This is a genomic window from Sulfurospirillum sp. MES, assembly GCF_000789415.1.
Taxonomy (GTDB): Bacteria; Campylobacterota; Campylobacteria; order Campylobacterales; family Sulfurospirillaceae; genus Sulfurospirillum; species Sulfurospirillum cavolei.
Window position 1 is genome coordinate 111,575 of record NZ_JSEC01000002.1, and the last position, 23,477, is coordinate 135,051.

Sequence of the window (23,477 nt, forward strand, 5' to 3'; positions counted from 1 at the left end):
CTTACATGTAACTTTTAAGGCTTACTTTTTTCGAATAACGATTTTGCCCTCTTGGGCATCGATAACGATATTTTCGCCCTCATGCAACCGATCTTCCAAAATCAGCTCCGCTAATTTGTCTTCCACTAACTCATACAAAGCACGTTTCAAAGGACGCGCTCCATAGACCGGATCAAATCCCGCCTCGGCGATCAACGCTTTTGCGGTAGTCGTCAATTCGGCTTTGATCTCTTTGCCGGCGAGTTTAGTTTCGATCTCTTTAAACATAATGCTCACGATCTCTCTCAAGCCGTCTTCGGTGAGCGGATTGAAGATCACAATATCGTCCAAACGATTGAGAAATTCGGGTTTAAAGTAGGCACGAAGCTCTTTCATCACCTCTTCTTGGCGTTTTGAACCCTCAAACTCCATAATTTTGCTACTGGCGATATTGGACGTTAAAATGATGATCGTATTTTTAAAATCGACCGTCACGCCCTTATTGTCCGTCAAACGTCCTTCATCGAGTACCTGAAGCAAGATGTTAAAGACATCCGGATGCGCTTTTTCAATCTCGTCGAATAATACGACGCTGTAGGGTTTACGACGCACCGCTTCGGTGAGTTGTCCACCCTCATCGTAACCGACGTAGCCCGGAGGCGCACCGACCAAACGACTGACCGAATGTTTTTCCATATATTCGCTCATATCGAAACGAATCAACGCTTTGGTCGTATCGAACAAAAAGTTTGCCAACGCTTTAGCACTTTGCGTTTTACCCACGCCCGTAGGCCCCAAGAAAAGAAAACTGCCGATCGGCTTGTTTTGCTCGCTAAGACCTGCTTTATTACGTTTAATCGCACGACCGATCGCCTTGATCGCTTCGTCTTGCCCGATAACCTCTTTTTGGAGATACGCTTCGACATGTAAAACTTTCGTCTTCTCGCTTTGGAGCATTTTCGTCACCGGAATGCCCGTCCATTTACTGACGATCGTTGCGATCATCTCTTCATCGACGCTGTTTTTAAGCAACGTCCCGCTCTCTTGCATCTTTTCCCATTTAGCCTTAAGCTCGTCCTCTTGTTTTAAGAGTTCAGGTAGCTTACCGTACTCGATCTCGGCGGCTTTGTTAAACTCGCTACGTTTTTTCGCACTTTCCGCTTCTCGTTTCAAGGCTTCCGCTTGGCTTTTAATGGAAGCGATGTCGTTAAAAACGCTCTTTTCGTTTTCAAACTGTGCATCAAGCGCGTGCATCTTCTCTTTAGCATCGCTAAGCTCTTTTTCAATGGCATGCAAACGCTCGTCGTTCTTTTTGTTTTTTTCCATCAAAAGTGCCTCTTTTTCAACCATCAGCGTACTGATAGAGCGTTTAATACGGCTCAGCTCGGTGGGCTCGCTTTCGATCTGCATTTTAAGTTCTGCCGCGGCTTCGTCGATCAAATCGATCGCTTTATCCGGTAAAAAACGATCGCTAATGTAACGCGAACTCAGCTTTGCCGCCGCGACCAGTGCGGAGTCTTGAATGCTAACGTTATGGTGGGCTTCAAGATGCTCTTTAATACCGCGTAAAATCTGTAACGCTTCGTTGATGCTCGGCTCGTTGACCGTGACCGGTTGGAAACGACGTTGCAAAGCCGCATCTTTTTCAAAATACTTGCGGTACTCTTTTAAGGTCGTCGCACCGATCGTGTGAAGCTCGCCTCTGGCAAGGGCTGGTTTTAAGATATTCGCCGCGTCCATACTGCCTTCGCTGGCACCCGCACCGACGATGGTGTGAATTTCGTCGATAAACAAGATAATATTGCCGTTTTTTTTCACTTCGTCGATGACGGCTTTGAGTCGGTCTTCAAACTCGCCGCGGTATTTGGCTCCGGCGATTAACGCACTCATATCAAGCGCGATCACGCTTTTGTTTTGCAAGCTTAAAGGCACGTCGTTGTGCGCGATACGCAAGGCTAATCCCTCGGCAATCGCCGTTTTACCCGTACCGGGTTCGCCGATTAAGATCGGATTGTTTTTCGTCTTACGAATCAAAATCTGCATCATACGACTGATCTCTTCGTCGCGTCCGATCACCGGATCAAGTTTGCCTTCGCTCGCAAGTCTGGTCAAATTAATACCGTATTTATCCAAAGACTCAAGATTGTCGTCCGCACTTTGCTTATCGATTTTTTTACCGCCGCGCAACGCTTCAAGATTCTTTTTAAATTGCAATAAGTCTAAGTATTTACCCAAAATCTTTTTAAAAGGATCGTTGTCGACGTTTGCCAAAAGCCACGTATCGACCGATAAATAGCTGTCGCCTTTTTGTTTCATTAAGCCTTCGGCTTTTTGAAGCGTCTCGACTAAGGCACGTGAAACGGTAATATTCTCTTTCGTCACCGAAGAAGCCGTCGGTAATTTTTGAATTTCGCTTTTGACTTCAAGTTCGATAGCACTCTTATCGATGTTCATTTTAGTAAAGACTTGATTGAGAATCGAAGCCGAATTGGTAATCAATCCCCAAACTACATGTAAAGGGGTTGCCTCTTGATTTTTCGAATGTAAAGATAGGCTAATAGCACTTTCGATCGCTTCGCGCATTTGATTGGTAAGTTGTTCAAAAAGTGAGTTCATCGCATCTCCTTTGATTTTTACGGTATTATATAACTTTAGTCTATTGTTGTCAAGTTTATTTAGCACTAAGGCATTATGTATGGTGACTATTTTAGCATTAAATACCGACCTGTCAAACGTTTTAAACCTACCGATCCGCCCTTGGATTTCATAGAAATTTTAGGGAACTTCCACTATAATCAACACTCCAAATATATGCATCTCTTGCTAGGAGTTAAACACACCCTATGAAACATCCATCTTTTGCCGCTCTCGGCTTCACCGCTACGTTTGTAGCCCTCATAACGTTTTTTTCTTCGACACTCTTCGCAGACACTCCCGAAGGAGAAAAAAGTCGCCTTGCATCGCTTGCCAAATTTACGCGTGTTTTGGCTACGATTGAAAAATACTACGTCGACGACCTTAAAATCGACGATATCGTCACAAAAGCGATCGAAGGACTTTTAACCAACCTTGATGCACACTCCTCATACTTAGACGAGAAACATCTTAAAGACCTTAAAATTCAAACCGAAGGCGAATTCGGCGGTTTAGGAATTACCGTCGGTCAAAAAGACGGTGCCTTAACCGTTATCGCTCCGATGGAAGGAACGCCTGCGGATAAAGCGGGAGTCAAAGCCGGAGACATTATCCTAAAAATCAATAAACAATCAACGCTCAATATGACGATTGACGAAGCGGTCAATATCATGAGAGGTAAACCCGGTACCGGTATCGAGTTAACCTTGGTACGCGAAGGCGAGACAAAACCCCTACTCATCTCCATCGTCCGCGATATTATTAAAATCGAATCGGTTTATACCAAAACGGTTGAAAACGAAAACATGCTTTACGTTCGCGTCGTTAACTTCGATAAAAACATCGTAGGCGACGTTCAAGAAGCGATCAACAAAAACAAAAACGTTAAAGGTATTATTTTAGATCTCCGCAACAATCCCGGAGGCCTTCTCAACCAAGCCGTCGGATTGGTCAACCTTTTCGTCGACGAGGGCATCATCGTTTCGCAAAAAGGACGCGTCGAGTCCGAAAATGCCGAATATAAAGCCAACAAAGCCGATATGATTACCAAAAAACCGTTGGTTGTTCTCGTCAACGGCGGAAGTGCCAGTGCCAGCGAAATCGTCAGCGGTGCGTTACAAGACCACAAACGCGCGGTCATCGTCGGTGAAAAAACGTTCGGTAAAGGTAGCGTTCAAGCCATTCTTCCCGTCGTCGATAACGAAGCCATCCGCTTAACCATCGCACGTTATTACCTCCCAAGCGGTCGTACCATTCAAGCCGAAGGCGTCGTGCCGGACATCGTCGTTTATCCCGGCGACGTACCGAATAAAACCAACGAACAGACGATTAAAGAAAAAGATTTGAAAAAACACCTTGAAAGTGAACTTAAAAAAGTAGACGAAAATAAAACAACCGCGGTCGCGGATACGAAAGAGGCAAAAACAAAAGCGAAGGGCGGTAAGGACTCTAAAACAACCAATAAAGAGATCGTAACCCAAGAGAATCTTTACAAAGATTTACAACTCAAAAGTGCCGTTGACATTATCAAGGTACTTTCTATTAAAAAATAAGCGAGGAGCTTTCTGTGAACAAAGGTGCGTTAATATACGAAGGTAAAGGTAAAAAACTTTTTGTAACCGATGACGAAAATCTCTTGATTTCCGAGTTTAAAGACGATTTGACGGCATTTAATGCCGAAAAAAGAGGCAATGAAGCAGGAAAAGGCGCACTCAACTGTAAAATCAGTACGCAGTTGTTTCATCTTTTGGAACAACACGGTATCCAAACGCATTTGGTCAAAACGCTTGACGATACGCACCAATTGATTAAAAAAGTTAAAATTATTCCTATCGAAGTGGTCGTCCGTAACATCGCAACCGGTTCATTGGCGAAGCGTCTGGGTATCAAAGACGGTACGGTTCTTCCGTTTACCTTGGTAGAATTTTATTATAAAGACGATGCACTCGGTGATCCTATTATCAACGACGAACATTGTTTATTGCTCAATCTCGTCAAAAGCGAATCGGATCTTGAAGAACTCAAACGTTTGGGTCGCGAAATCAACGCAATCATGAAAAGCTTTTTCGCAGAACGCAAACTCAAACTCGTCGATTTTAAAGTCGAATTTGGCGTCGATCAAGAAGGCACGATTCTCCTTGCCGATGAAATCAGCCCCGACAGCTGTCGCTTCTGGGATATGGATACCAACGAAAAACTCGATAAAGATAGATTTAGACAAGGTCTCGGCAGCGTCAAAGTCGCTTACGAAGAGGTTTTAAAACGTATACTCTCGCACTAAATACTGAAGGAAAACGAAACGATGAAAGTTATTGTCAATATTCAACTGAAAAACGGCGTCCTCGACCCGCAAGGAAAAGCCGTCCATCATGCGCTCGCTTCGCTCAAATTTGACGAAGTCGGCGACGTACGCATCGGAAAGCAGATTATTCTTGACGTTGCGACCGACGATCAAGCCAAGGCAAAAGAACGCGTAACCGTTATGTGTGAAGAACTCTTAGCCAATACGGTTATCGAAAACTATACGATCGAGTTTCCCGCATGTTAGTCGCCGTCGCGGTATTTCCGGGAACCAACTGTGAAATCGATACGAAATATGCATTCGAAAAATTGGGTCAAGAAGTTGTTTTGGTTTTTCATAAAGAGGAAAAATTACCCGAGGGAACCGATCTTGTGGTTCTCCCCGGAGGTTTTAGCTACGGCGATTATTTACGAAGTGCGGCTATTGCTAAATTTTCACCGATTATGAAAGCCGTCATCGCGTTTGCCCAACAAGGCGGAAAGGTACTCGGTATCTGTAACGGATTTCAAATGCTAGTCGAAGCACGTCTTTTACCCGGAGCGATGAAACGTAATGAAAACGTCCATTTTATTTCGCAATTTCATCACTTAAAAGTCGTTCACAACGACAATACCTTTTTACGCCGATGTTCTGTTGGCGAAGTGCTCAACATCCCTATCGCTCACGGTGAGGGAAGTTTTTACATCGATCCGGAAGGTCTCAAAGAACTCTATGCTAAGCATCAAGTTCTCTTAACCTATTGCGATGAAAAAGGCACTCCTCAAAACCCTAACGGTTCGATCGACGCGATTGCGGGCATTTGTAACGAAGCCAAAAACGTTTTCGGTCTTATGCCGCATCCCGAGCGTGCGATTGAAGCGATTTTGGGCTCAGACGACGGCGTCAAAATGCTCCGAGGTTTTCTTGACTAAGCTTATACGAAGTTTTTTACTTCCGTTTATCCTTCTTGCTATCCTCTTCCAAAGCCTTTATGCCGAAGAAGGGGTTTTTGCGGAAACATCGTCACGCTCCAAATCGCTGTTCGTCTCGCTCGAATCCAGCCCGCAAAAAGTCTATATCGGACAAGTTTTTAGCGTTAAAGTTAAAGCCATCGTTGCCAAGAGCAAAGTCGATGCGTTAAGCAACACTTTTTCCGAAGGTTCTAACGTCGTCGTCCTCAATCCTCAAGTGATGTGGGAATCTGCGGGTTCCAATACGTATTATGCGACGTTTCTTTTCAAAGTCACGTCTAAAAATGCTTCCATGCCGCGTTTAAGCGTCTCGTTGATTCAAAATCAAGAAGCCTTAGAGAGCGAAATCATCGGCTTAAGCCTTCCTTCCGTCGTTCAACTCAAAAGCGATCCTCTTTTTTGCAACGTTATCGCCCAATCGTTTAACGTCAATAAGTACAAAACGACGACTTTCGATGCTAAAAATGTCATCGTTGTTTTGGAGATTGAAACAAGCGGTGCGAATCTGCAAGATTTTAAACTCGGCGGTATCGCTAAAAGCGGCATCGATTCGTACTCTCAAACCGCTAACGGCGAGAAGATTTACTATTACGCCATTATCCCCAATTATCAACGCGAATTCGAGTTTACCTATTTTGATCTTCCGAGCAATAAATTTCAAAAAATAACGCTTCCGGTCATCATCGAAAGCGATGAAGTCAGTACCCAACTGGGGCTCAATCCGAAAGAGAGTATTTTCGAGTTTTACAAAACGATCGCTTACGGTGTTTTCGCTTTTGTCTTTTTTGTCATTCTTTTAAAGAAACGACGCTGGTACTATCTGCTTCCCGTTTTGATTTTTACGGCACTGTTTTTCTTAGATAAAAACCCTTTAAATAAAGTCAAACTCAAAGCCAATAGCGCTTTGATGATTTTGCCGACCGAACGCTCCACGGTTTTTTTTACGAACGATAAAATGCTGGACGTCGAAAGGCTCGGCGATCGCGATAATTACATCAAAATCTTACTTCCTGATGGGAAAATAGGATGGACGCAACGTGAAAATATTACCCAGAATTAGAGCTTTTTTCGTTATGATCGAATTCGTCGTGACCGTTTTGATCACGATCGTTTTAATGTATCTGTTTCGAAACCGTACGCACGGCATTCGAAAAACGTGGGCCAATCTTCAAACCTATTTAATCGGATTTAAAATTATTACCCACGGCGACATTTCGCCTAAGACGACCTTGTTGGTCATGAACCATCAAAGTTTGCTCGACATCGTGACGCTCGAAGCGATTTACCCTAAAAATCTCTGTTGGATCGCTAAAAAAGAGATTGAAGATATCCCGCTTTTTGGGCATATTATCCCGGCACCGCGTATGATTTCGATCGATCGAAAAGATAAACGCTCCATTATCAAAATGCTTAAAGAAGGCAAAGAGCGCGTTAGCGAAGGTCGTGTGCTTGCGATGTTTCCCGAAGGCACACGAGGAAGAGGCGATAAGCTTTTAAAATTCCAAAGCGGAGCCAAAGCATTGGCGGAAAAATTGGACCTTGTCGTACAACCTGCTCTCATCACGGGTGCGCGCTACATTCTCGACTCGCAAAACTTTATGGCAAACGGCGGAGAAGTCCATGTGCATTTTCTTGATCCCATCGATCCCAAAGCCGACGAGCAATGGTTTGAGAAAATGTACGACGCGATGAATCAAACACTGCAAAGCAATTTAAACCAAGCGTGACGTTAAGAGAAACGTCACAAAAGTGGCGTTTTCTTTTTTTATTTTTTGCTACAATAACGCCGTTTTTCGGATTTTTCAAAATACTTTCAAACCTAAAAGTATTTGAAAAAACCCAACAAATACATACATTAACAAAGGAACTACGATGTCAAAACACCCTTTTCAAACCGAAGTGACGCAACTTTTAGACCTGATGATTCACTCGCTCTACTCGAATAAAGAGATCTTTTTGCGTGAGCTTGTCTCCAATGCCTCTGATGCACTCGACAAACTAAACTACCTAACGTTAACAGACGAAAAATATAAGGCTCTTTCTTACGTTCCTCGTATCGATATTGCGATCAATAAAGAAGCCAAAACCCTAACGATCAGCGACAGTGGTATCGGTATGAACGAAGAGGACTTGGTCGAAAACCTCGGAACTATCGCTAAAAGCGGTACAAAATCCTTCTTGCAAAACCTTAGCGGCGACAAAAAGAAAGACTCTAGCCTCATCGGTCAATTTGGTGTCGGTTTTTACTCAGCCTTTATGGTTGCCAATAAAATCGAAGTTTTAAGCAAAAAAGCCGGTGAAGAAAAAGCTTACATGTGGAGCAGTGAAGCCGGTGCGGAATATGAAATTGCCGAAACATCCAAAGAGAGCCACGGAACATCCATCACCCTTTACCTCAAAGACGATGAAGATGAATTTTTAGAGTTTTACCGCATTCAAAACGTCATTAAAAAATACTCCAACCACATCCAATTCCCTATTTTTATGGACAAAGAGGTCAAAGAGTATGACGATGAAGGCAAAGAGAAAAGCAGCGAAATCAAAAATGAGCAGATCAACAAAGCGAGCGCACTTTGGACAGTAGCAAAAAGTCAAATCAAACCCGAAGAGTACAAAGACTTTTACCAACAAATCTCTCACGATAGTAGCGAACCGCAACTGTGGATTCACACCAAAGCCGAAGGCACGCATGAATACACCACGCTCTTTTACATTCCTTCACAACCGCCGTTCGATCTTTTCCGCATGGACTACAAACCGGGCGTTAAACTCTACGTTAAACGCGTCTTTATTACCGACGATGAAAAAGAGCTTTTACCGACTTACTTACGTTTCGTTCGCGGTATCATTGATGCGGAAGACTTACCGCTTAACGTCAGCCGTGAGATTTTACAACAAAACAAAATCCTAGAAGCCATCAAAAAAGCTTCGGTTAAAAAAATCTTGAGCGAACTCAAATCTCTTAAAGAAAAAGACACTGAAAAATACCTCGAATTTTACAAAAACTTCGGACGTGTCATTAAAGAAGGTCTTTACAACGACTGGGAAAACAAAGAAGCACTCCTTGAATTGGTACTTTTCAAATCCTCAAAACGTGAGGGTTTAGTGAGCCTTAAAGAGTACAAAGAGGCGATGAAAGAAGATCAAAAAAGCATCTATTACATTACGGGTGAAAATGAAAAAATCCTTCGCAATTCGCCACTGATTGAGCAGTTTAAAGCCAAAGATATTGAAGTGTTATTGCTTGATGAAGAAGTCGATGCCATCGTCTTCCCAATGGTCGGCGAATACGATAAAACACCAATCAAACCAGTCAATAACTCCGACATTGATGAAGAGATCAAAGAAGACAAAGCGAAAGTCGAAGAGGATGAGAAAACCTACAAAGAGATTTTGGTGAAGATGAAAGAAATACTCAAAGACGATGCCAAAGATGTCAAAATTTCAAGTCGTTTAAGTGATTCTCCTTCATGCCTCGTGTACGATAAAAACGACCCAGACTTCCAAATGCAACAGATGCTCAAACAAATGGGACAAGACAATCTCCCAGCCGTTAAACCTATCTTAGAGATCAATCCTGAACATGAGATTTTCAAAAAGTTAAGTGCAAAATCTGATTTGTTAGAGCTTAATGACATCGCATTCTTACTCCTTGACCAAGCAAAACTTCAAGAAGGTATGAAGATCGAAGATACCGCAGCGTTTGCCAAACGCTTGAACCGTTTTATCGCGAAAGCACTTTAAAATATACTTTACATGTAAGGATTTTTCCTTACATGTAAAAGAGAACTACCCTTACCTTTCTAAGCTACATCAAACCTCTATTTTCATAAAACATCACACACGACATCCAACATTTATAACATGTAGGCAGAAAATATAGAAAGTTAAAAGTTTCGCCCCTATTATTTCGGCCTTCTTATTCCTTCTAGCTCAGTCTTATATTAAAAATAATGTTATAATTTTTCTATACTTTTTTAATTACAAATAAAATTGCTTAAGGAATTAAATGGAGCAGGAACATATTCTTGATGCTATTAATATTGATAAATCTGAGCTTTACATGTCAGATATTCAGGACATAGTAAAAGATAAAAAAAAGTTTGAACACTTCCTTGAAAAGAATAAAGATGAGTTTTTCTCTTTAATACTTTTAACGCTTACACACAAGTCTTTTGATGAAGACGAAGCAAAAGACTTGTTTGAAGCTATTCTAAATCATAAACAAAAGCTCAACGATACATTACAACGAGATGTGGGAATCAGTGTAGCGACACTGGATTATTTACAGAATATACAAAAAATCCTTCTTTTTCCTATAATTATAGAAGAAAGTATTGCTAATTTTTTAGCAGAGTCTACAGCAAAAGATGGGCTCACCAATCTCTACACGAGAGATGTTTTGGAAGTATTTTTGGAAAAAGAGATTGGTACTGCAAAAAGAAAAAAGAGTTATGTCAGTTTTGCAATGATGGATATTGATGATTTTAAAGAGGTCAATGACACTTATGGTCATCAAAAAGGAGATGAGGTTTTAAAAACCATTGGAAATATTTTAAATCAAAACATTAGAGAGATGGATTTGGCAGCACGTTATGGTGGTGAAGAGTTAAGTGTTGTCATGCCCAATACCAAAGTAGAAGAAGCTTATGAGATTGCAAATAGAATACGAAAAGCGATTGAATCTTTGCATTTTGATGACTTTACGGTAACCGTAAGTATTGGCATAAGCCAAAGTACACGAGCATGCAGTTCAAAAACGTTGATATCTTTAGCCGATAAAGCACTTTATAAAGCAAAAGAAAACGGTAAAAACCAAGTCATAGTCCATCAATAATTAAACATTAAAGGTTACCTTTTGGAATATGAAAACGATTTAAAAATATTACGACAAACTCTCCTCGATAATAAAGAGATGCATATTATCGATAAATTAAGCCATATTGTCGCCTTTATACGACCTAAAAATGATGATAGAAGTAGTAGTTTACATGCTATCCATCAATTGATTGATTTTTTTCATACTAAAGAGCAGGTTGCAATGGACATCTCAGCCTCAATTAACCTACTGTTTATTGAATCAAAAATATCAAATAATATTACAAGTTTAGGTATTTTTTCAGGAAATGGCTTTGCATATGAAGTAAGGGAGAGGTTTTACAATAAGTTTTTACCTAATCCTCCTCAAAAAGGCGATTTGCGATATATACTTGCAACATTGTTTACGAAAAAAGATGACTCTGTGTGGGTTGATAGTGTTGATGATGAAACATGGATAAAATTTTTTTCTTCGATATTTTCAAGCCAAGACTACCTAGAAAAAACAAAAAATCATCTTTTTAATGAACTTTTGCACACAGCAGAGATTTTATCTATTTGGATTGCTTCAGAAGAGTTTGATGATAATTTTATTCGCTTAGATAAAAAACTTTTAAACAGAGATTCTGCGTTTATTGCATTGCAACGAAGCGTGAGTAAGCTTGTTTATAAAATTGAACAAGGAAAAGCAGACTTCATTTCAACAAAAATGGATTTTGGGCATATTGGTGTGTTTATTGAACAGTGTAATGAGCAAATTAGCACGTTTAAGAAAAAATCTGTGGAATATGGTATATCTGTTGATTTGATTTATCAATTAGAACGTCTTACGCAAATAATTCAGCGCCTTGAAGTTATTTTGGCGTTAATTGAAAATTTTGATACACATGTGTCTGGGTTAGAACTTATAAAGCTTTTCAAAGAATCTGTCAGAAAGAATAGTACAAAAAACTCACTCTCTGAGATTTTTGCACAAAGTATTCGTATTGTTGCTAAAAGTATTGCTAATAATACAAGTGACCACGGTGAACACTACATTGCAAGCACTAACAAAGAGTATGCTATGATGTTTTTAAGTGCTAGTGGGGCAGGTATTATTATTGCAATAATGGCACTTTTAAAAATCACTATCGTTCAAGCAGAATTTTCCAAGGGAATTGAAACTATCTTTGCTAGTATCAATTACGGTATAGGTTTTGTCATAATTCATTTATTAGGCTTTACCGTTGCAACCAAACAACCGGCAATGACAGCTTCTACTTTTGCACGAGCCATTGAGCAAGAAGATGAAAAAAAAACAGCCAATCCAAAGAAGCTTATGGAACTTATTTTCCAAGTTAGTCGCTCACAATTTATATCAATAGTAGGAAATGTTTCTTTGGCTCTTTGTGTTGCTTTTGGTATTGCTTATTTTTTGAAAGATGCCCAAGGGGGAATTTTAACCGATGAAGAAGCAGCATATTATTTAAAAGGTCTTGAGCCTTTTTCGGCACTTTTCTTTGCAGTGATTGCGGGTGTTTGGCTTTTTTTTTCAGGCTTAATTGCTGGATATTTTGACAATCGTGCGGGTGTGCTTGAGTTAAAGCAGAGGTACTATCATCATCCTTTATTAAAAAAATTTCTTAATGATACACGAAGAGAAAAAGTGGCCAAATATTTGCATGAAAACCACGGTGCAATAGCAGGAAATTTCTTTTTTGGAGTACTCTTGGGGATTACCCCACTTGTTGGCAACATGTTTAATTTACCTTTAGATATTAGACATGTCGCTTTTTCCTCTGCGTATTTAGGTTATGCTTCAATGCATTTAGAGAGTTCAGTGTATAAGTTTTTTTTCTATCTAACGTGTGTGCTTTTAATTGGATTGGTTAATTTACTCATAAGTTTTATGTTGGCACTGAAGGTTTCTTTACTCTCAAGGGATGTTTATTTTGGAGATGTTTTTTCATTTTTAAAGCTCTTGCTAAATGAAATACGAAAAAACCCCTATCAGCTTATTTTTCCATATAGCCGTAAAAAACCTTAACGGAATTAAAAAAAAGGGCTAAACTTTTAACTTTTACATATAAAGTGCAACTGCCCTCACCGCTTCGGGATACGCATGAGCATACTTTTGAATCCCGAGACCAAAACTCTCCAACATATCTTTAGCTCTTATAAACAACACTGTATCATCTTCAATTTTGGCTAATTCAAAAAGATTTTTGATCATCGTTGAAAGTGGGCTTTTGTAGCTGTTATCTTCCAAAACGGCTTTGGCACGAAAGGCTTTATCGGAGAGGTACCACGTACCTTCTTTGTAGAATTTTTGCTCTGCTTCATGGCTGAGTCTCTTTGCCAGTTCCAAATAGCGCGCTTCGTTGCTGTGCGCGTAAGCTCGAAGTAACGCTTCGATCACAAAAGCATAATCTTCGAGCAATGCTTCCACTTTCAAACTACCGCCTAAAACCATCTGATGGTACAAAACACCTTTTACATGTAAAGAGTTTAAAAGTGTATCAAGCACGTTTTTTGCTTTTTCGACCTTGTCCGCCTCAAAGAGTGCTGTGACCATCAACGCATTCCATGCGGTCAAAATTTTGGTGTCGATAAACGGGTACGCTACATTTTGACGCTTCTCTTTTAAAATCGCAATGGCTTCATCAAAACGGGCAGGTTTTTCGTTACATGTAAGAATCGGATTGGTGCTCTGGTGCTCAAAGTTTCCAAATTTTGTGATGCCAAAATAGTCCATCACGGCTTTCGTTTCTACTTCACTGAGCCCACCTTTTAAAAGCGCTTCTTGGGTTTCTTTAAAACCAAACACAAAGTATTTGCCCTCTTCTCCCTCAGAGTCCGCATCACTTGCACTGAGGTAAAGCCCCTCTTTTAAAAACCGCTCGTCCATCGCTTTGATGGTTGTGTCAATAACCTCTTGAAAGTACGGTTTTTGAGTGATTTTAAACACTTTAGCATAGACTTCGATGAGTTCGGCATTGGTGTAAAGCATCTTCTCAAAATGGGGAATCACCCAACTTTCATCGACGCTGTAACGGTAAAAACCACCCTCAATTTGGTCGTTAATGCCCCCTCGTGCCATCGCCATAAGCGCATCTTCACTCATGTAAAGTGCTTCAAGATTACCCGTTTTCTGATAAATGTCTAACAGAGCATTCCACGTCGACGCATGGGGAAATTTTGGTGCACTTCCGATGCCTTTGGAAACATCATCGTAGCTCGCCTTTACTTTGCTTACAAACGTTTCCAGAACCGTGCCTGCATCAATGTGCTCTTTTTGCTCAAAACTGCGCTCATACTGCTTTATCGCAGCTTCAATGCTTACGGCACTTTTTTGCACCTCTTCGTACGCATCGTCAAACTTGCCTTTGATAAAGCTTGTCAGTTCACGAAATCCCATACGCCCTTGTGCGCTTTGCGGCGGCAGATAGGTTCCTGCAAAAATGACTTGCTGTGTGGGTGTCATAATGATACTCAGTGGCCAACCACCCGCGCGTTTGGTGAGCAGATAATGCACGTCTTGGTAGTATTTATCAAGGTCTGGCATCTCTTCACGATCGACCTTGATGCTCACATACGCATCATTGAGCACTTTTGCACTGAGTTCATCCTCAAACGTTTCGCGCTCCATCACATGACACCAATGACAGGTACTGTACCCGATGGAAAGAAAGATCAGTTTGTTTTCCTCTTTGGCTTTGGCAAGGGCTTTATCGCTCCATGCCATCCAATTCACAGGATTGTGCGCGTGTTGCAACAGATAAGGAGAATCCTCGTGTATCAGCTCGTTCGTGTGCATTTTAGACTCCTAAGGATTGTAAGGCGTAGGTACGTAGCCTTTTTGAAGGAGTAATTTCATGCCGCCGCGTAGATTTACGACTTTGTAGCCTTGTTTGGAAAGCAAATCCGAAACGGCAGAGGTACGGCTTCCCGTACGACAGATCAAAGCAAACTCTTTGTCTTTGCTAACATGTTTGTCAAGTTCTTTTAAAAAGGCATCGACATCGTAGCGTCCTTGCTCGTCAAAGAACGTCAACAAAACCGCACCTTTCACAACGCCCGTATCGGCCCACTCGGGTTTAGTGCGAATATCCACGACCGTTATACCGCTTTTGACGACGGCTTCGTCGACTTCAACGTTTCGCAAATCTGCAAAAAGAAATGAACTCAGAAAGATTAAAAAGAGACCGATTTTACGCATTATAACTCCTCTATTTTTAGGAGTTATTTTATCCGTTTAAAGTAAGAGACGACTTTAAAACTTAATGTACCATTCCCGCTTCAACTAAAAACGGTGAATGGGTATAGCTGATCTTTTTGATTTTGTCGTACTTGGCGTACGAAAGATAAAGCGTATCTTTAGCCCGTGTGGTCGCTACGTAAAAAAGGCGACGCTCTTCTTCCAAACTTCCACCCTTTTGCATCAGCTTTCGATTGGGGAAGCGTCCGTCCATGAGGTCGATGACGTAGACTTCTTTAAACTCCAGCCCTTTGCTCGCATGAATGCTGAGCAAATTGACCCCCTCGCCTTCGCTCATTTCGTTGCTTCCTAACGTTAAGGCATTTAAAAAACGCTCGCTCGAAGCGTACGAACTTGAAAGGTCTTTGAGCAGGTGCCCTTTGCGAAAGATGCGCGAGCGTGCTTCGGTTTTTTGTTTTTCATCGACACTGCCGTCTTTTTTAATCGAACGTTTAAGTGCCAAAGTTTCGGCGATCGCGCTGAATACTTCGGAGCTTAAAACGTGATTGATGAGACTTTGCGGCGTTTTAATGCGCGTGGCATGTTTCATAAATTTGTAAAATTGGTATAAAAACTTCGCCCCATCAACGCTCAAACGCGGGTGCTTTAAAATCGGACTGGATAAAAATAACTCTTCAAAACCCAAATTGTAAAAACGGCTCACGCTCCCCAAATCGCAAATCTCGTCAAAAAGCCCTAACTGATGGTTCTTGGGACGTTTTTTAAACAGGTCTTCAACACCGGATTTGGGATGAAAAAACCCTTCGTAAATATTGCCCTCGCCCAATTTAAAAAGGGCGTCAAACAGTTCTTTCGAAAGAGAACTCCCCACGCCTCTAGCATACTCAAACGTATGAATAAACGCCATCATATCTTTGGGGTTGACCACGACGCCCACAAGGTCTAACATCGCCTTGACTTCAGCCGCGTCAAAAAAGCTGATGCCTCCTTTTCGCTTACAGGCAATGCCTTGTTCTCGTAGCGTTGCCTCAATGCCGTCCGCGGTAGAGTTATTGCGGAAAATAACGGCAATTTCCTGCGGCGGATTGGCGGAATTGCGAATCAACGAAGCGATGGAATGGTATTGAGCGAACAACTCATCGTAAATCAGCAGTTGCGGTGCTTCAAACGCTCCTTCGCGCGTGACTTCCAAGTGCTTTTCGTAGAGCCTTGGATTTTGTTCGATGACGCGATTGGCTAAGGAGAGAATTTTATGAGATGATCGGTAATTTTTATTGAGCGTAAAAACATTGGCATTGGGATAACGCGTCGCAAAAGAGCCGATGATGTCGATGTTGGCACCGTTAAAGGCGTAAATACTCTGATCGTAATCTCCTACGCAAAAAAGCGACTTGGAACGAAACGCGTCGATCAAAGAGCCTTGTAAGGTGTTCGTGTCTTGGTACTCGTCGATTAAGACTTCCTCAAAACCGATCAGATCGTTTTTCGTCAATGCTTCGCGCATCAAAATCAACAAATCGTTAAAATCCACGTATCCGAATTCGTGTTTGAGTGCTTTAAACTCTTCAAAAATATCTTCGTAAATGTCGAAAAAAACGCCGTGTTCACTGTCATTTTCCGCCAACCATTCGGTAAAGCTTTGCGTCACGGTACTGTTTTGATAGAGCGAAAAAAGATCGTACAAATAGCCCGCACTGTAAGCTTTGACGCCAGATTCGATATGATCGAACCGTCTTCGCTCCACAATGGTTTTGAGTAAAATTTTCAGGTCTTTAGGCTGTTTTAAAACGATGTTGTAGCCCATTTTTTTGAGCAAGCGATAACTGACCGCATGAAAGGTTCCCGATTCGATTTGAGAGGTAATCGACGTGTTAAAAAAAACGCCCACGCGCTCGATCATCTCGGCGGCGGCTTTGTTGGTAAACGTTAAAAGCAGTATTTGAGAAGGGGCGATGCCTCGTCCGAGCAAGTAGGCTAAACGTGCCACGATCGTAGACGTTTTGCCCGTTCCGGCACTTGCGATAATAAGATTGTACCCCAACGGTGCGGTTGCGGCACTTTTTTGTTCGGGATTTAAACGGCTTAGAGGCATGGTATTCCTAGAAAAAACATTTGAGGCGAAATTGTAGTCCAACTCACCCAAAATCTAGGTAAAAACGTTTACAAATACCAGTGACGTTGAACCAATTTTCCGTCTTTATGCTCATCGATATAGACTTTTTTCGGCTCGTCTTTGGAAAGCCACAACAGATAGTCCATCGTATCGGTCGTAATTTCGATGCCGTTGGAACCTTCTTTGTAATTGCCTTTTGAAAGCTGTTCAAACACGCGTGAGAGCACATGATCGGTTCGCGGTAAGGTTAACTCTTTAAGGTTTATCGCATCGTGCATAAATTGATAGATAAGCTTTTTTTGAAGCAGCAGCGTCGCAAAATACGAACCGCTTTCACGGTACTCTTTTGTGCTGATAAGGTTTTTTGAGATATTGCCTAACGGATTAATCGAATCGGTTTTGGCGCACGCATCTCCGATCATTACCAAAATTTGCTCGTTTTTCTCATTTTTCAAATAACTTTGAGAAGCGGCGTCGTTACAGACTTTATCGTAATTTTTTGCCTCATAATCGCGGGTAAGCTCTTTATACGTATAAGCGTAAGACATCGTCAACAAAAGTCCAAACCATACAACTAAAATTTTCATTGCTGTCCTTTGTAAAAAGTGAGAAGTGCTTCAACTTCGGGAGATTTAATATAGCTTAAAAATAATTCTAAAGAGCTTATAGCTTCTTGCGGATAGCCAAGATGAAATTTTGCTTTGGCGTACAAAAGACGAGGCAACGGCGAATGGGTATCGTACGTACTTGCTTTTTGTGCCCAAAGAATCGTCTCTTGATAGGCTCGAAGATGAAAATAAAACTCCGCTAAAGCGTACGCATTTTTAAAATCGGGTTCTTTGGAAAAAGCTTCGACGAGCTTGCGCTCTTCTTGTAAAGCACGTAAAGCTTCTTCGGACTCTTTTTCGGGTAAAGAGGCTTTAGAGTGCAGACCGCTAACGCCTAAAAAAAGGACCTCTTTGGCTTTGGGTTTGGCAACCTCATTCAAAGGTGCCGCTTCAATCGGCGGTACGGAAACGGGAGTGGGAATCGTCTCTGCGGGTTTCGTAACCGGAGTAACGATCGGTGTGTCGTTCTTGAGGTGATGAATGCCGAACCAAGCGGGACGATACGCATAAACAACCGCCGCACTAAGGCAAAAGAGCCCTAAACAAAGGCTTAAAATTTTCATCGTACGTTTTTTTCGGAGCTTAGCGCACCGTTTTTCCAAGTCCAAAAAACGATTAGGCGTCATGAATCAGTCCTATATCGAGTGCCGTCATCGTTAAAAGGCAACGCGTTATTTTTCGGTATTTGGCAAGGTTGTTTTTATGTGTATAGGCAAGCAATTTCATCAACGTATAGCAAAATTTTTTAATCGTGCGAAAATTGCCTTGCGTGTAACGCGTGATAATTTTTGCTTCACTTTTGGAAAACATACACGCAATATCGCCGTACGAATGAGACATCAACAGAGCATGGATATAGCGTAGGACTTCGTGCTCATCGAGATTTCCGTACTCTATGACCCATTTTGAACGGGTTTGAAACTGCTTTTTACGCAATAACCGTACCCCTTCGTCTTTGTGCATCGCCAAGACAAATTGAAACAGTTTATAATCGCCTAAAATACGAATCAGCTCAAATTGATCGTCGTTGAGCAGTTGCGCTTCGTCGATGAAAATTGTGCATCGCAATCCGACGAAAGCTTCGAATAACTCTTCAAGCATCTCGCCTTGCGTTTTATGCGGCAAAAACTCCATACCGCGTACGTCGTAGAGCTGTTTAAATAAATCTTTAGGTTCAAAAAACGGATGATCGATAAAAACGGTTAGCGAACGTACCGCCGTCGCGTGATGCATAAAGCGCATCATATGACTTTTCCCCACGCCCGGATCGCCGACGATAAAAATCAACGGTACGGACTCGTCTCCGATGGATTCTTGAAGCTTTTTGCGTGCAATTTCGGCACTGATACTGTCAAAATAAAACGACGGATCGATAGCGTCTTTGAAAAGTTCTTTAGCGGCTTCGAATTCACGCATTAAAAGTTGATTCCATTTTCTTCCGGGATTAACGAACGCTTCGGTAAAGGCGGTGCAAGGTTGAGTTGCGGGGATTGTTGTTGTCTGGGTGCGGTATTTTGCTGTTGTTGCTGAAAAACGCCCTCTTTTTTGATCGCTTCGACGATCTCTTGGGTGGTTGGATTGGTTTTCACGGTGAGTTCTTTAATAAAAACCGAATCGATCGTTATATTGTGTGTTTTTTTGGCATATGCGATTAACGTCGCTTTTAAAAGCTCTTTTCCGCGTGAGGTAACCAAATCTTCGGCATAATAACTGCCGATGACGATATTGAGCGCATCGATAGCTTTGTATTCGTTTTTCTTAATATCGTTGCCTTCAAAAATAAGCCCGAGCGTTACCTCAACGGGCTTTTTATCGGACTTTGCAAAGACGTTGGCTTTGAAATGCTCAATTGCCAACATCTCGGCAAAAAGACTGACATGTAAGAGTAAAAATGCGATAAAAATGCGTCTCATTTGAGCCTTTGTTATACGGATGTATCGAGTACACTCCCGCCAAGTTCGGCGATGCGTGCATCAACTTTTTCAAGTGCTTTTTGCATCGTAGTATAACTAATTTCAGGTAATTTTCCACCCCAAAGTTTCTCGGCTTCATCAAAACCTTGAAGCATTCCCGAGCGTCCCGCTTGAAGCTTAGAAAGATCATCGCCCGCGCCGTTGATGACAAAATCGGCGATGCGCGCACTCGTCTGTGCGATGCCAAAAAAACCATCGTCTGCGACCAAGGCTTTGGCTTCATCTTGTGTAAGTTCGCCAATGGGTTTTCCCGTATAGCCAATGTCGGCTAAACGAAACGTATCGGCTTGTGTGCCAAACGTCGCACGTGATTGTGCCATCATCTCTTTTTGGTACTCTGCCAAGTAACTGTTAAAAATATCTTTACCGCTCAGCTTGTTTTTTTGTGCCTCTTCAAGAGAGACATTGCTTGCGCGTTTTGTCGTGCTAGACGTGCTTTCGTAACTGACATTGAGTTCCATGGGTGACTCCTTGTATTTTACATGTAAATCGTCAAAACACATCAAAAAGTGAATCGGGTTTGGGCTCTTCGATTTTTAAGATGTCTGATTTTCGGTAAAACTCGCCAACTTTTGGCGAAACCTGTACGCACCGTACTAAATGTTCTTGAAACCTCTGGTAATGATAGTCAAGCAACAACTGTTTGGGCTCACGTGCCCTTGAAATCGCCACGTAAAATTGACTCTTTTCAAAAATAGTGTTGATGTTACACACCAAAGAGTCAATGCTCATGCCTTGGCTTTTGTGAATCGTGATGGCATAGGCTAGTTTGAGTGGGAACTGTTCTAGCGAAACGAGCGGCTTTTCTTTGACTTCGCCTTCCATCACGACATTTTCATGCAAGGTGTACTCTTGGCGCTCCACTTTGACCCATTCACCCGCTTTTTCCACCAAAACGCTCTCACCCTCGATGGCACGAACGATGCCCGTTTCACCGTTGTAGTATTTACCCCATTTGTTGGTACAAAAGAGCACCTTCGCGCCCACTTTCAACGTCAAATCCACAGGAATGGGAAGCGCGTTTTTCCACCCTTCGATCTTGTTTACATGTAAAGATTGCTCGTGTACTTTCTCTTTCGCTTTCAGCACAATAGGCTCGCTCTCGATCTGTGCCAATTTTTGAATATTGAGCATCTCGGCCTCTTTATTTCTGCCGAACAAAACGGTCGGATCATTGTCCCAAACACTCACATTGGCACGCAACGCTTCAAGGTATGCGATGGTATCGCTTTCCAAAATGCCTCGTCGTATCTTGCCCAGATGCTCAAAAAACTGTGCATCGTGCGTACGCTTTGTGATGGTCAGCTCCACGACCACTGGCTCAAAAGCATTCCACGAACTGCTCTCAAACGCATACTCAAACCCACCCCACAAGCTATCGTCTTTGCCTTTTGAAACGGGAGGAAGTTGGAAAAAATCGCCTACAAAGAGCACACTTCCCTCAAACCCAGCATTTCTCAAACGATAATAGATCATATCAAGCAGATCCGCCGAAACCATGCTAATCTCATCGATGACCAACAGATCGCAGCGTGTCAACACTTTTTTGATCTCTACAAGTCTGGCTTTGGTATAGCGGTCATGACGGGTCAGTTCATCAAGGTGATTGCAGATGCCAAACGCAAAAAAGCTGTGCAGGGTTTGACCACCCACATTGACCGCACTGACACCTGTACTTCCAAGAACGACCACTTGTTTGCCGACTTTTCGTAGCTCCGTGACGATTTCACCCACCAGATAGCTTTTACCGACACCCGCACCGCCCGTGAGCAGAACATTGTCCTTTTTTAAGATGTCGATGAGTTTTTGTGCTACGTTCAAAGAGGCTTCCTAAGTTGTTTTGGGTATTATAGCATTAAGAAAATTCAAGGCTTCACATATGTCATTACGAAATATTTTTCTTTTTACATGTACACTCTTTTTTCTCAGCGGTTGTACACCCAAAGAGCCGACGCCCCAAGCGGTTATAGCCCAAAATGCGGCTTCTAACGCGATGCTTTTGTACCCGCAAAAAGTAGACTTTTTAGCGCAAAATGTCTCGCCGCAAAAGGTCGCACAAGATGACTTTACCTACCGCTACTATAGCCCTTGGTTTCGAACCCACGTGAGCCACGACAAAGAGGACGCGCTCTGGGCAAATCGCTCGTTCGGACTGAAAAATCGCTATTACGGAGAAAATCTACAACTCATCGATGGCGCTGAGATCGATGCTATCATTAGCGCAACAAACATAGAAGCGTATGGCAGTATCAACTCACATGCGATTATGATTCAAAATGCACAAATGCGCAACCTCCCCACTGACAAGCCCTTTTTCAAAAAAACAACGTTGCCGGGTGAAGGGTATCCGTTTGATTACTTGCAAACCTCACGCATTCATGTGGCTGAGCCTATTATTATCTCGCATTACAGTAAAGATGGCGCTTGGGCGTTTGTGGAGAGCTCTTTTGCTTCAGGATGGCTTCCTGTGGAGAGTTTTGTGCTGGTCGATGCAACAGAGCGTACGGAGTTTATCAACGCTAAAAAAGTGGCGATCACGAAAGACAATATCCCTTTGTACAATGCAAAGCAACGTTTCATCACCTACGCTAAAATCGGCGCTATTTTGCCCATAGAGAGTGAAGATGAAAACTTCTTTCATGCGTACATGTACACACGAGACGCCGCATTTAACGCGCAAAAATTAGAACTGCGCATTCCTAAAAGCTTTGCGCAAACCGTACCTCTAAGCTTTAATAAAGAGAATCTCAGCCAAATCGGCGATGCACTTTTGGGCGAAAAATACGGCTGGGGTGGGTTTCTTGCCAACCGTGACTGTTCTGCCATGACACGCGATTTTTTATCACCTTTTGGCATCTGGATTCCACGTAATTCCGCAGCACAAAAAAGTTTTGGAGAGTACGTCTCACTCAAAGATTTAACACCCAAGGAGAAAGAAGCGATGATACTCAAAAACGGCATAGCCTTTTTAAGCCTCATTTACCTCAAAGGTCACATTATGCTCTATGCTGGCGAGTATGAAGGTAAAGCGCTTGTCATGCAAAACATCTGGGGAGTACGAACGATGGAGGACGGCAAGGAGGGTCGAAACGTCATCGGTAAAGCCATCATCTCAGACCTCTATGTCGGCGCCAACCAGCCCAATGTACCTGAACAAGGGCTTCTCATCAACCGTGTTGAGGGCATTATGGTCAAACCTGCCAATCCAAAAAGCAACAACCTCGTCTCTAAATACCCAAGTGTAAAAACCATCAAAGACAACACCGTCTTTTTTATGGATGGAAGCTCACTCCCTTATGATGATAAAAAAGTAAAAACATTTGACGAGAAGCTTGAAAATGCAGACATTGAAGATATGTTTGCTCAAAAATATCCTGCCTTTGCACCCATAACCAACCCAGCATTTAATGATGACCCCGGTCGTTTTCGCAATGATGCTTTTTTGAAAAAACTCTACGGCTCTAGTAAAAGCGAGATCGAAAAAAACCTTACAACGGTCAATTGGCTTTCCAACCACGGTGGAGTAAAACTGAAATTTAACAAAAATGAAAACGCGGCCGCACAACTGCAAAAAGTCTCTGATGAGCTTGATCGTTTGCCCGAAGAGTACATGAAATACCTCAAAAAAGTCGATGGAACCTACTACTACCGAAAAATCGCAGGAACTTCTCGCCTAAGTGCGCACAGTTACGGCATTGCCATTGATTTAGACACCCGATTTTCACGCTACTGGCAATGGGACAAAACACACACATTTCACAATGAGTTCCCCAAAGAAATCGTCGATATTTTTGAGAAACATGGCTTTGTGTGGGGTGGACGATGGTACCACTATGACACCATGCACTTTGAGTATCGACCAGAGTTGTTTGAGAGTATAGATTAGCGATAGAGCTTTACAT

General features: G+C 42.2%; 20 protein-coding genes. 10 read left to right on the plus strand and 10 right to left on the minus strand.

What is annotated here, in order from left to right; genetic code table 11:
* Positions 1 to 21 precede the first annotated feature (21 nt).
* Positions 22 to 2,595, minus strand: coding sequence for an ATP-dependent Clp protease ATP-binding subunit (locus tag OA34_RS04155; RefSeq protein WP_039672737.1), 2,574 nt, complete (start codon positions 2,593 to 2,595; stop codon positions 22 to 24).
* Positions 2,596 to 2,822: 227 nt separating this feature from the next.
* Between OA34_RS04155 and OA34_RS04160 the strand changes: the two genes are divergently transcribed.
* The 9 genes from OA34_RS04160 to OA34_RS04200 all read left to right on the plus strand — a co-directional run bounded on the left by OA34_RS04160 (position 2,823) and on the right by OA34_RS04200 (position 12,709).
* Positions 2,823 to 4,166: a S41 family peptidase gene (locus OA34_RS04160; RefSeq protein ID WP_039672739.1), complete on the plus strand. Its 1,344-nt coding sequence runs from the start codon at positions 2,823 to 2,825 to the stop codon at positions 4,164 to 4,166.
* Between the two features lie 14 nt (positions 4,167 to 4,180).
* Entirely contained in the window at positions 4,181 to 4,894 is a 714-nt protein-coding gene (gene purC / locus OA34_RS04165; RefSeq protein WP_039672741.1) for a phosphoribosylaminoimidazolesuccinocarboxamide synthase, read from the plus strand.
* Positions 4,895 to 4,915: 21 nt separating this feature from the next.
* Positions 4,916 to 5,161 carry a phosphoribosylformylglycinamidine synthase subunit PurS gene (purS, locus tag OA34_RS04170; protein ID WP_039672743.1) on the plus strand — a complete coding sequence of 82 codons (246 nt, stop codon included), beginning with the start codon at positions 4,916 to 4,918 and terminating at the stop codon, positions 5,159 to 5,161.
* Positions 5,155 to 5,826 (plus strand): phosphoribosylformylglycinamidine synthase subunit PurQ, encoded by a 672-nt coding sequence (gene purQ, locus OA34_RS04175; protein ID WP_039672745.1) that lies wholly within the window; start codon positions 5,155 to 5,157, stop codon positions 5,824 to 5,826. Before purS ends, purQ begins: the two co-directional genes overlap by 7 nt.
* Positions 5,819 to 6,925, plus strand: coding sequence for a hypothetical protein (locus OA34_RS04180; protein WP_039672747.1), 1,107 nt, complete (start codon positions 5,819 to 5,821; stop codon positions 6,923 to 6,925). Before purQ ends, OA34_RS04180 begins: the two co-directional genes overlap by 8 nt.
* On the plus strand, positions 6,903 to 7,592 hold the full coding sequence (locus OA34_RS04185; protein WP_286682835.1) for a lysophospholipid acyltransferase family protein: 690 nt from the start codon (positions 6,903 to 6,905) through the stop codon (positions 7,590 to 7,592). The genes OA34_RS04180 and OA34_RS04185 overlap by 23 nt, the downstream gene beginning before the upstream one ends.
* A 145-nt stretch (positions 7,593 to 7,737) precedes the next feature.
* Entirely contained in the window at positions 7,738 to 9,609 is a 1,872-nt protein-coding gene (htpG, locus tag OA34_RS04190) for a molecular chaperone HtpG (RefSeq protein WP_039672749.1), read from the plus strand.
* A 265-nt stretch (positions 9,610 to 9,874) separates the two neighbouring features.
* Positions 9,875 to 10,702 carry a GGDEF domain-containing protein gene (locus tag OA34_RS13510; protein WP_286682836.1) on the plus strand — a complete coding sequence of 276 codons (828 nt, stop codon included), beginning with the start codon at positions 9,875 to 9,877 and terminating at the stop codon, positions 10,700 to 10,702.
* A 21-nt stretch (positions 10,703 to 10,723) separates the two neighbouring features.
* A complete protein-coding gene (locus OA34_RS04200; protein WP_286682837.1) occupies positions 10,724 to 12,709 on the plus strand; it encodes a transporter-like protein in 1,986 nt (661 codons plus the stop codon).
* 33 nt (positions 12,710 to 12,742) lie between these two features.
* Here OA34_RS04200 and OA34_RS04205 read toward each other — a convergent pair whose 3' ends face one another.
* The 9 genes from OA34_RS04205 to OA34_RS04245 all read right to left on the minus strand — a co-directional run bounded on the left by OA34_RS04205 (position 12,743) and on the right by OA34_RS04245 (position 21,396).
* Complete coding sequence (locus OA34_RS04205) at positions 12,743 to 14,479, minus strand: thioredoxin domain-containing protein (protein ID WP_039672751.1); 1,737 nt, start codon at positions 14,477 to 14,479, stop codon at positions 12,743 to 12,745.
* Between the two features lie 9 nt (positions 14,480 to 14,488).
* On the minus strand, positions 14,489 to 14,881 hold the full coding sequence (locus OA34_RS04210; RefSeq protein WP_039672752.1) for a rhodanese-like domain-containing protein: 393 nt from the start codon (positions 14,879 to 14,881) through the stop codon (positions 14,489 to 14,491).
* Positions 14,882 to 14,942: 61 nt separating this feature from the next.
* On the minus strand, positions 14,943 to 16,973 hold the full coding sequence (locus OA34_RS04215; protein WP_039672753.1) for an ATP-dependent helicase: 2,031 nt from the start codon (positions 16,971 to 16,973) through the stop codon (positions 14,943 to 14,945).
* 68 nt (positions 16,974 to 17,041) lie between these two features.
* Positions 17,042 to 17,581 carry a hypothetical protein gene (locus OA34_RS04220; RefSeq protein ID WP_039672754.1) on the minus strand — a complete coding sequence of 180 codons (540 nt, stop codon included), beginning with the start codon at positions 17,579 to 17,581 and terminating at the stop codon, positions 17,042 to 17,044.
* On the minus strand, positions 17,578 to 18,228 hold the full coding sequence (locus tag OA34_RS04225) for a CDC27 family protein (protein ID WP_039672755.1): 651 nt from the start codon (positions 18,226 to 18,228) through the stop codon (positions 17,578 to 17,580). Before OA34_RS04225 ends, OA34_RS04220 begins: the two co-directional genes overlap by 4 nt.
* Complete coding sequence (locus OA34_RS04230; protein WP_039672757.1) at positions 18,218 to 19,018, minus strand: ATP-binding protein; 801 nt, start codon at positions 19,016 to 19,018, stop codon at positions 18,218 to 18,220. The genes OA34_RS04225 and OA34_RS04230 overlap by 11 nt, the downstream gene beginning before the upstream one ends.
* Positions 19,018 to 19,515: an SPFH domain-containing protein gene (locus tag OA34_RS04235; protein WP_039672759.1), complete on the minus strand. Its 498-nt coding sequence runs from the start codon at positions 19,513 to 19,515 to the stop codon at positions 19,018 to 19,020. Before OA34_RS04235 ends, OA34_RS04230 begins: the two co-directional genes overlap by 1 nt.
* An 11-nt stretch (positions 19,516 to 19,526) precedes the next feature.
* Positions 19,527 to 20,036: a hypothetical protein gene (locus OA34_RS04240; protein ID WP_039672760.1), complete on the minus strand. Its 510-nt coding sequence runs from the start codon at positions 20,034 to 20,036 to the stop codon at positions 19,527 to 19,529.
* A 31-nt stretch (positions 20,037 to 20,067) separates the two neighbouring features.
* Positions 20,068 to 21,396, minus strand: a complete 1,329-nt coding sequence (locus tag OA34_RS04245; protein WP_039672763.1) for an ATP-dependent DNA helicase — start codon at positions 21,394 to 21,396, stop codon at positions 20,068 to 20,070.
* Positions 21,397 to 21,454: 58 nt separating this feature from the next.
* Here OA34_RS04245 and OA34_RS04250 point away from each other — a divergent pair, with 58 nt between their 5' ends.
* Positions 21,455 to 23,461, plus strand: a complete 2,007-nt coding sequence (locus OA34_RS04250) for an SH3 domain-containing protein (RefSeq protein ID WP_039672765.1) — start codon at positions 21,455 to 21,457, stop codon at positions 23,459 to 23,461.
* Positions 23,462 to 23,477: the final 16 nt, after the last annotated feature.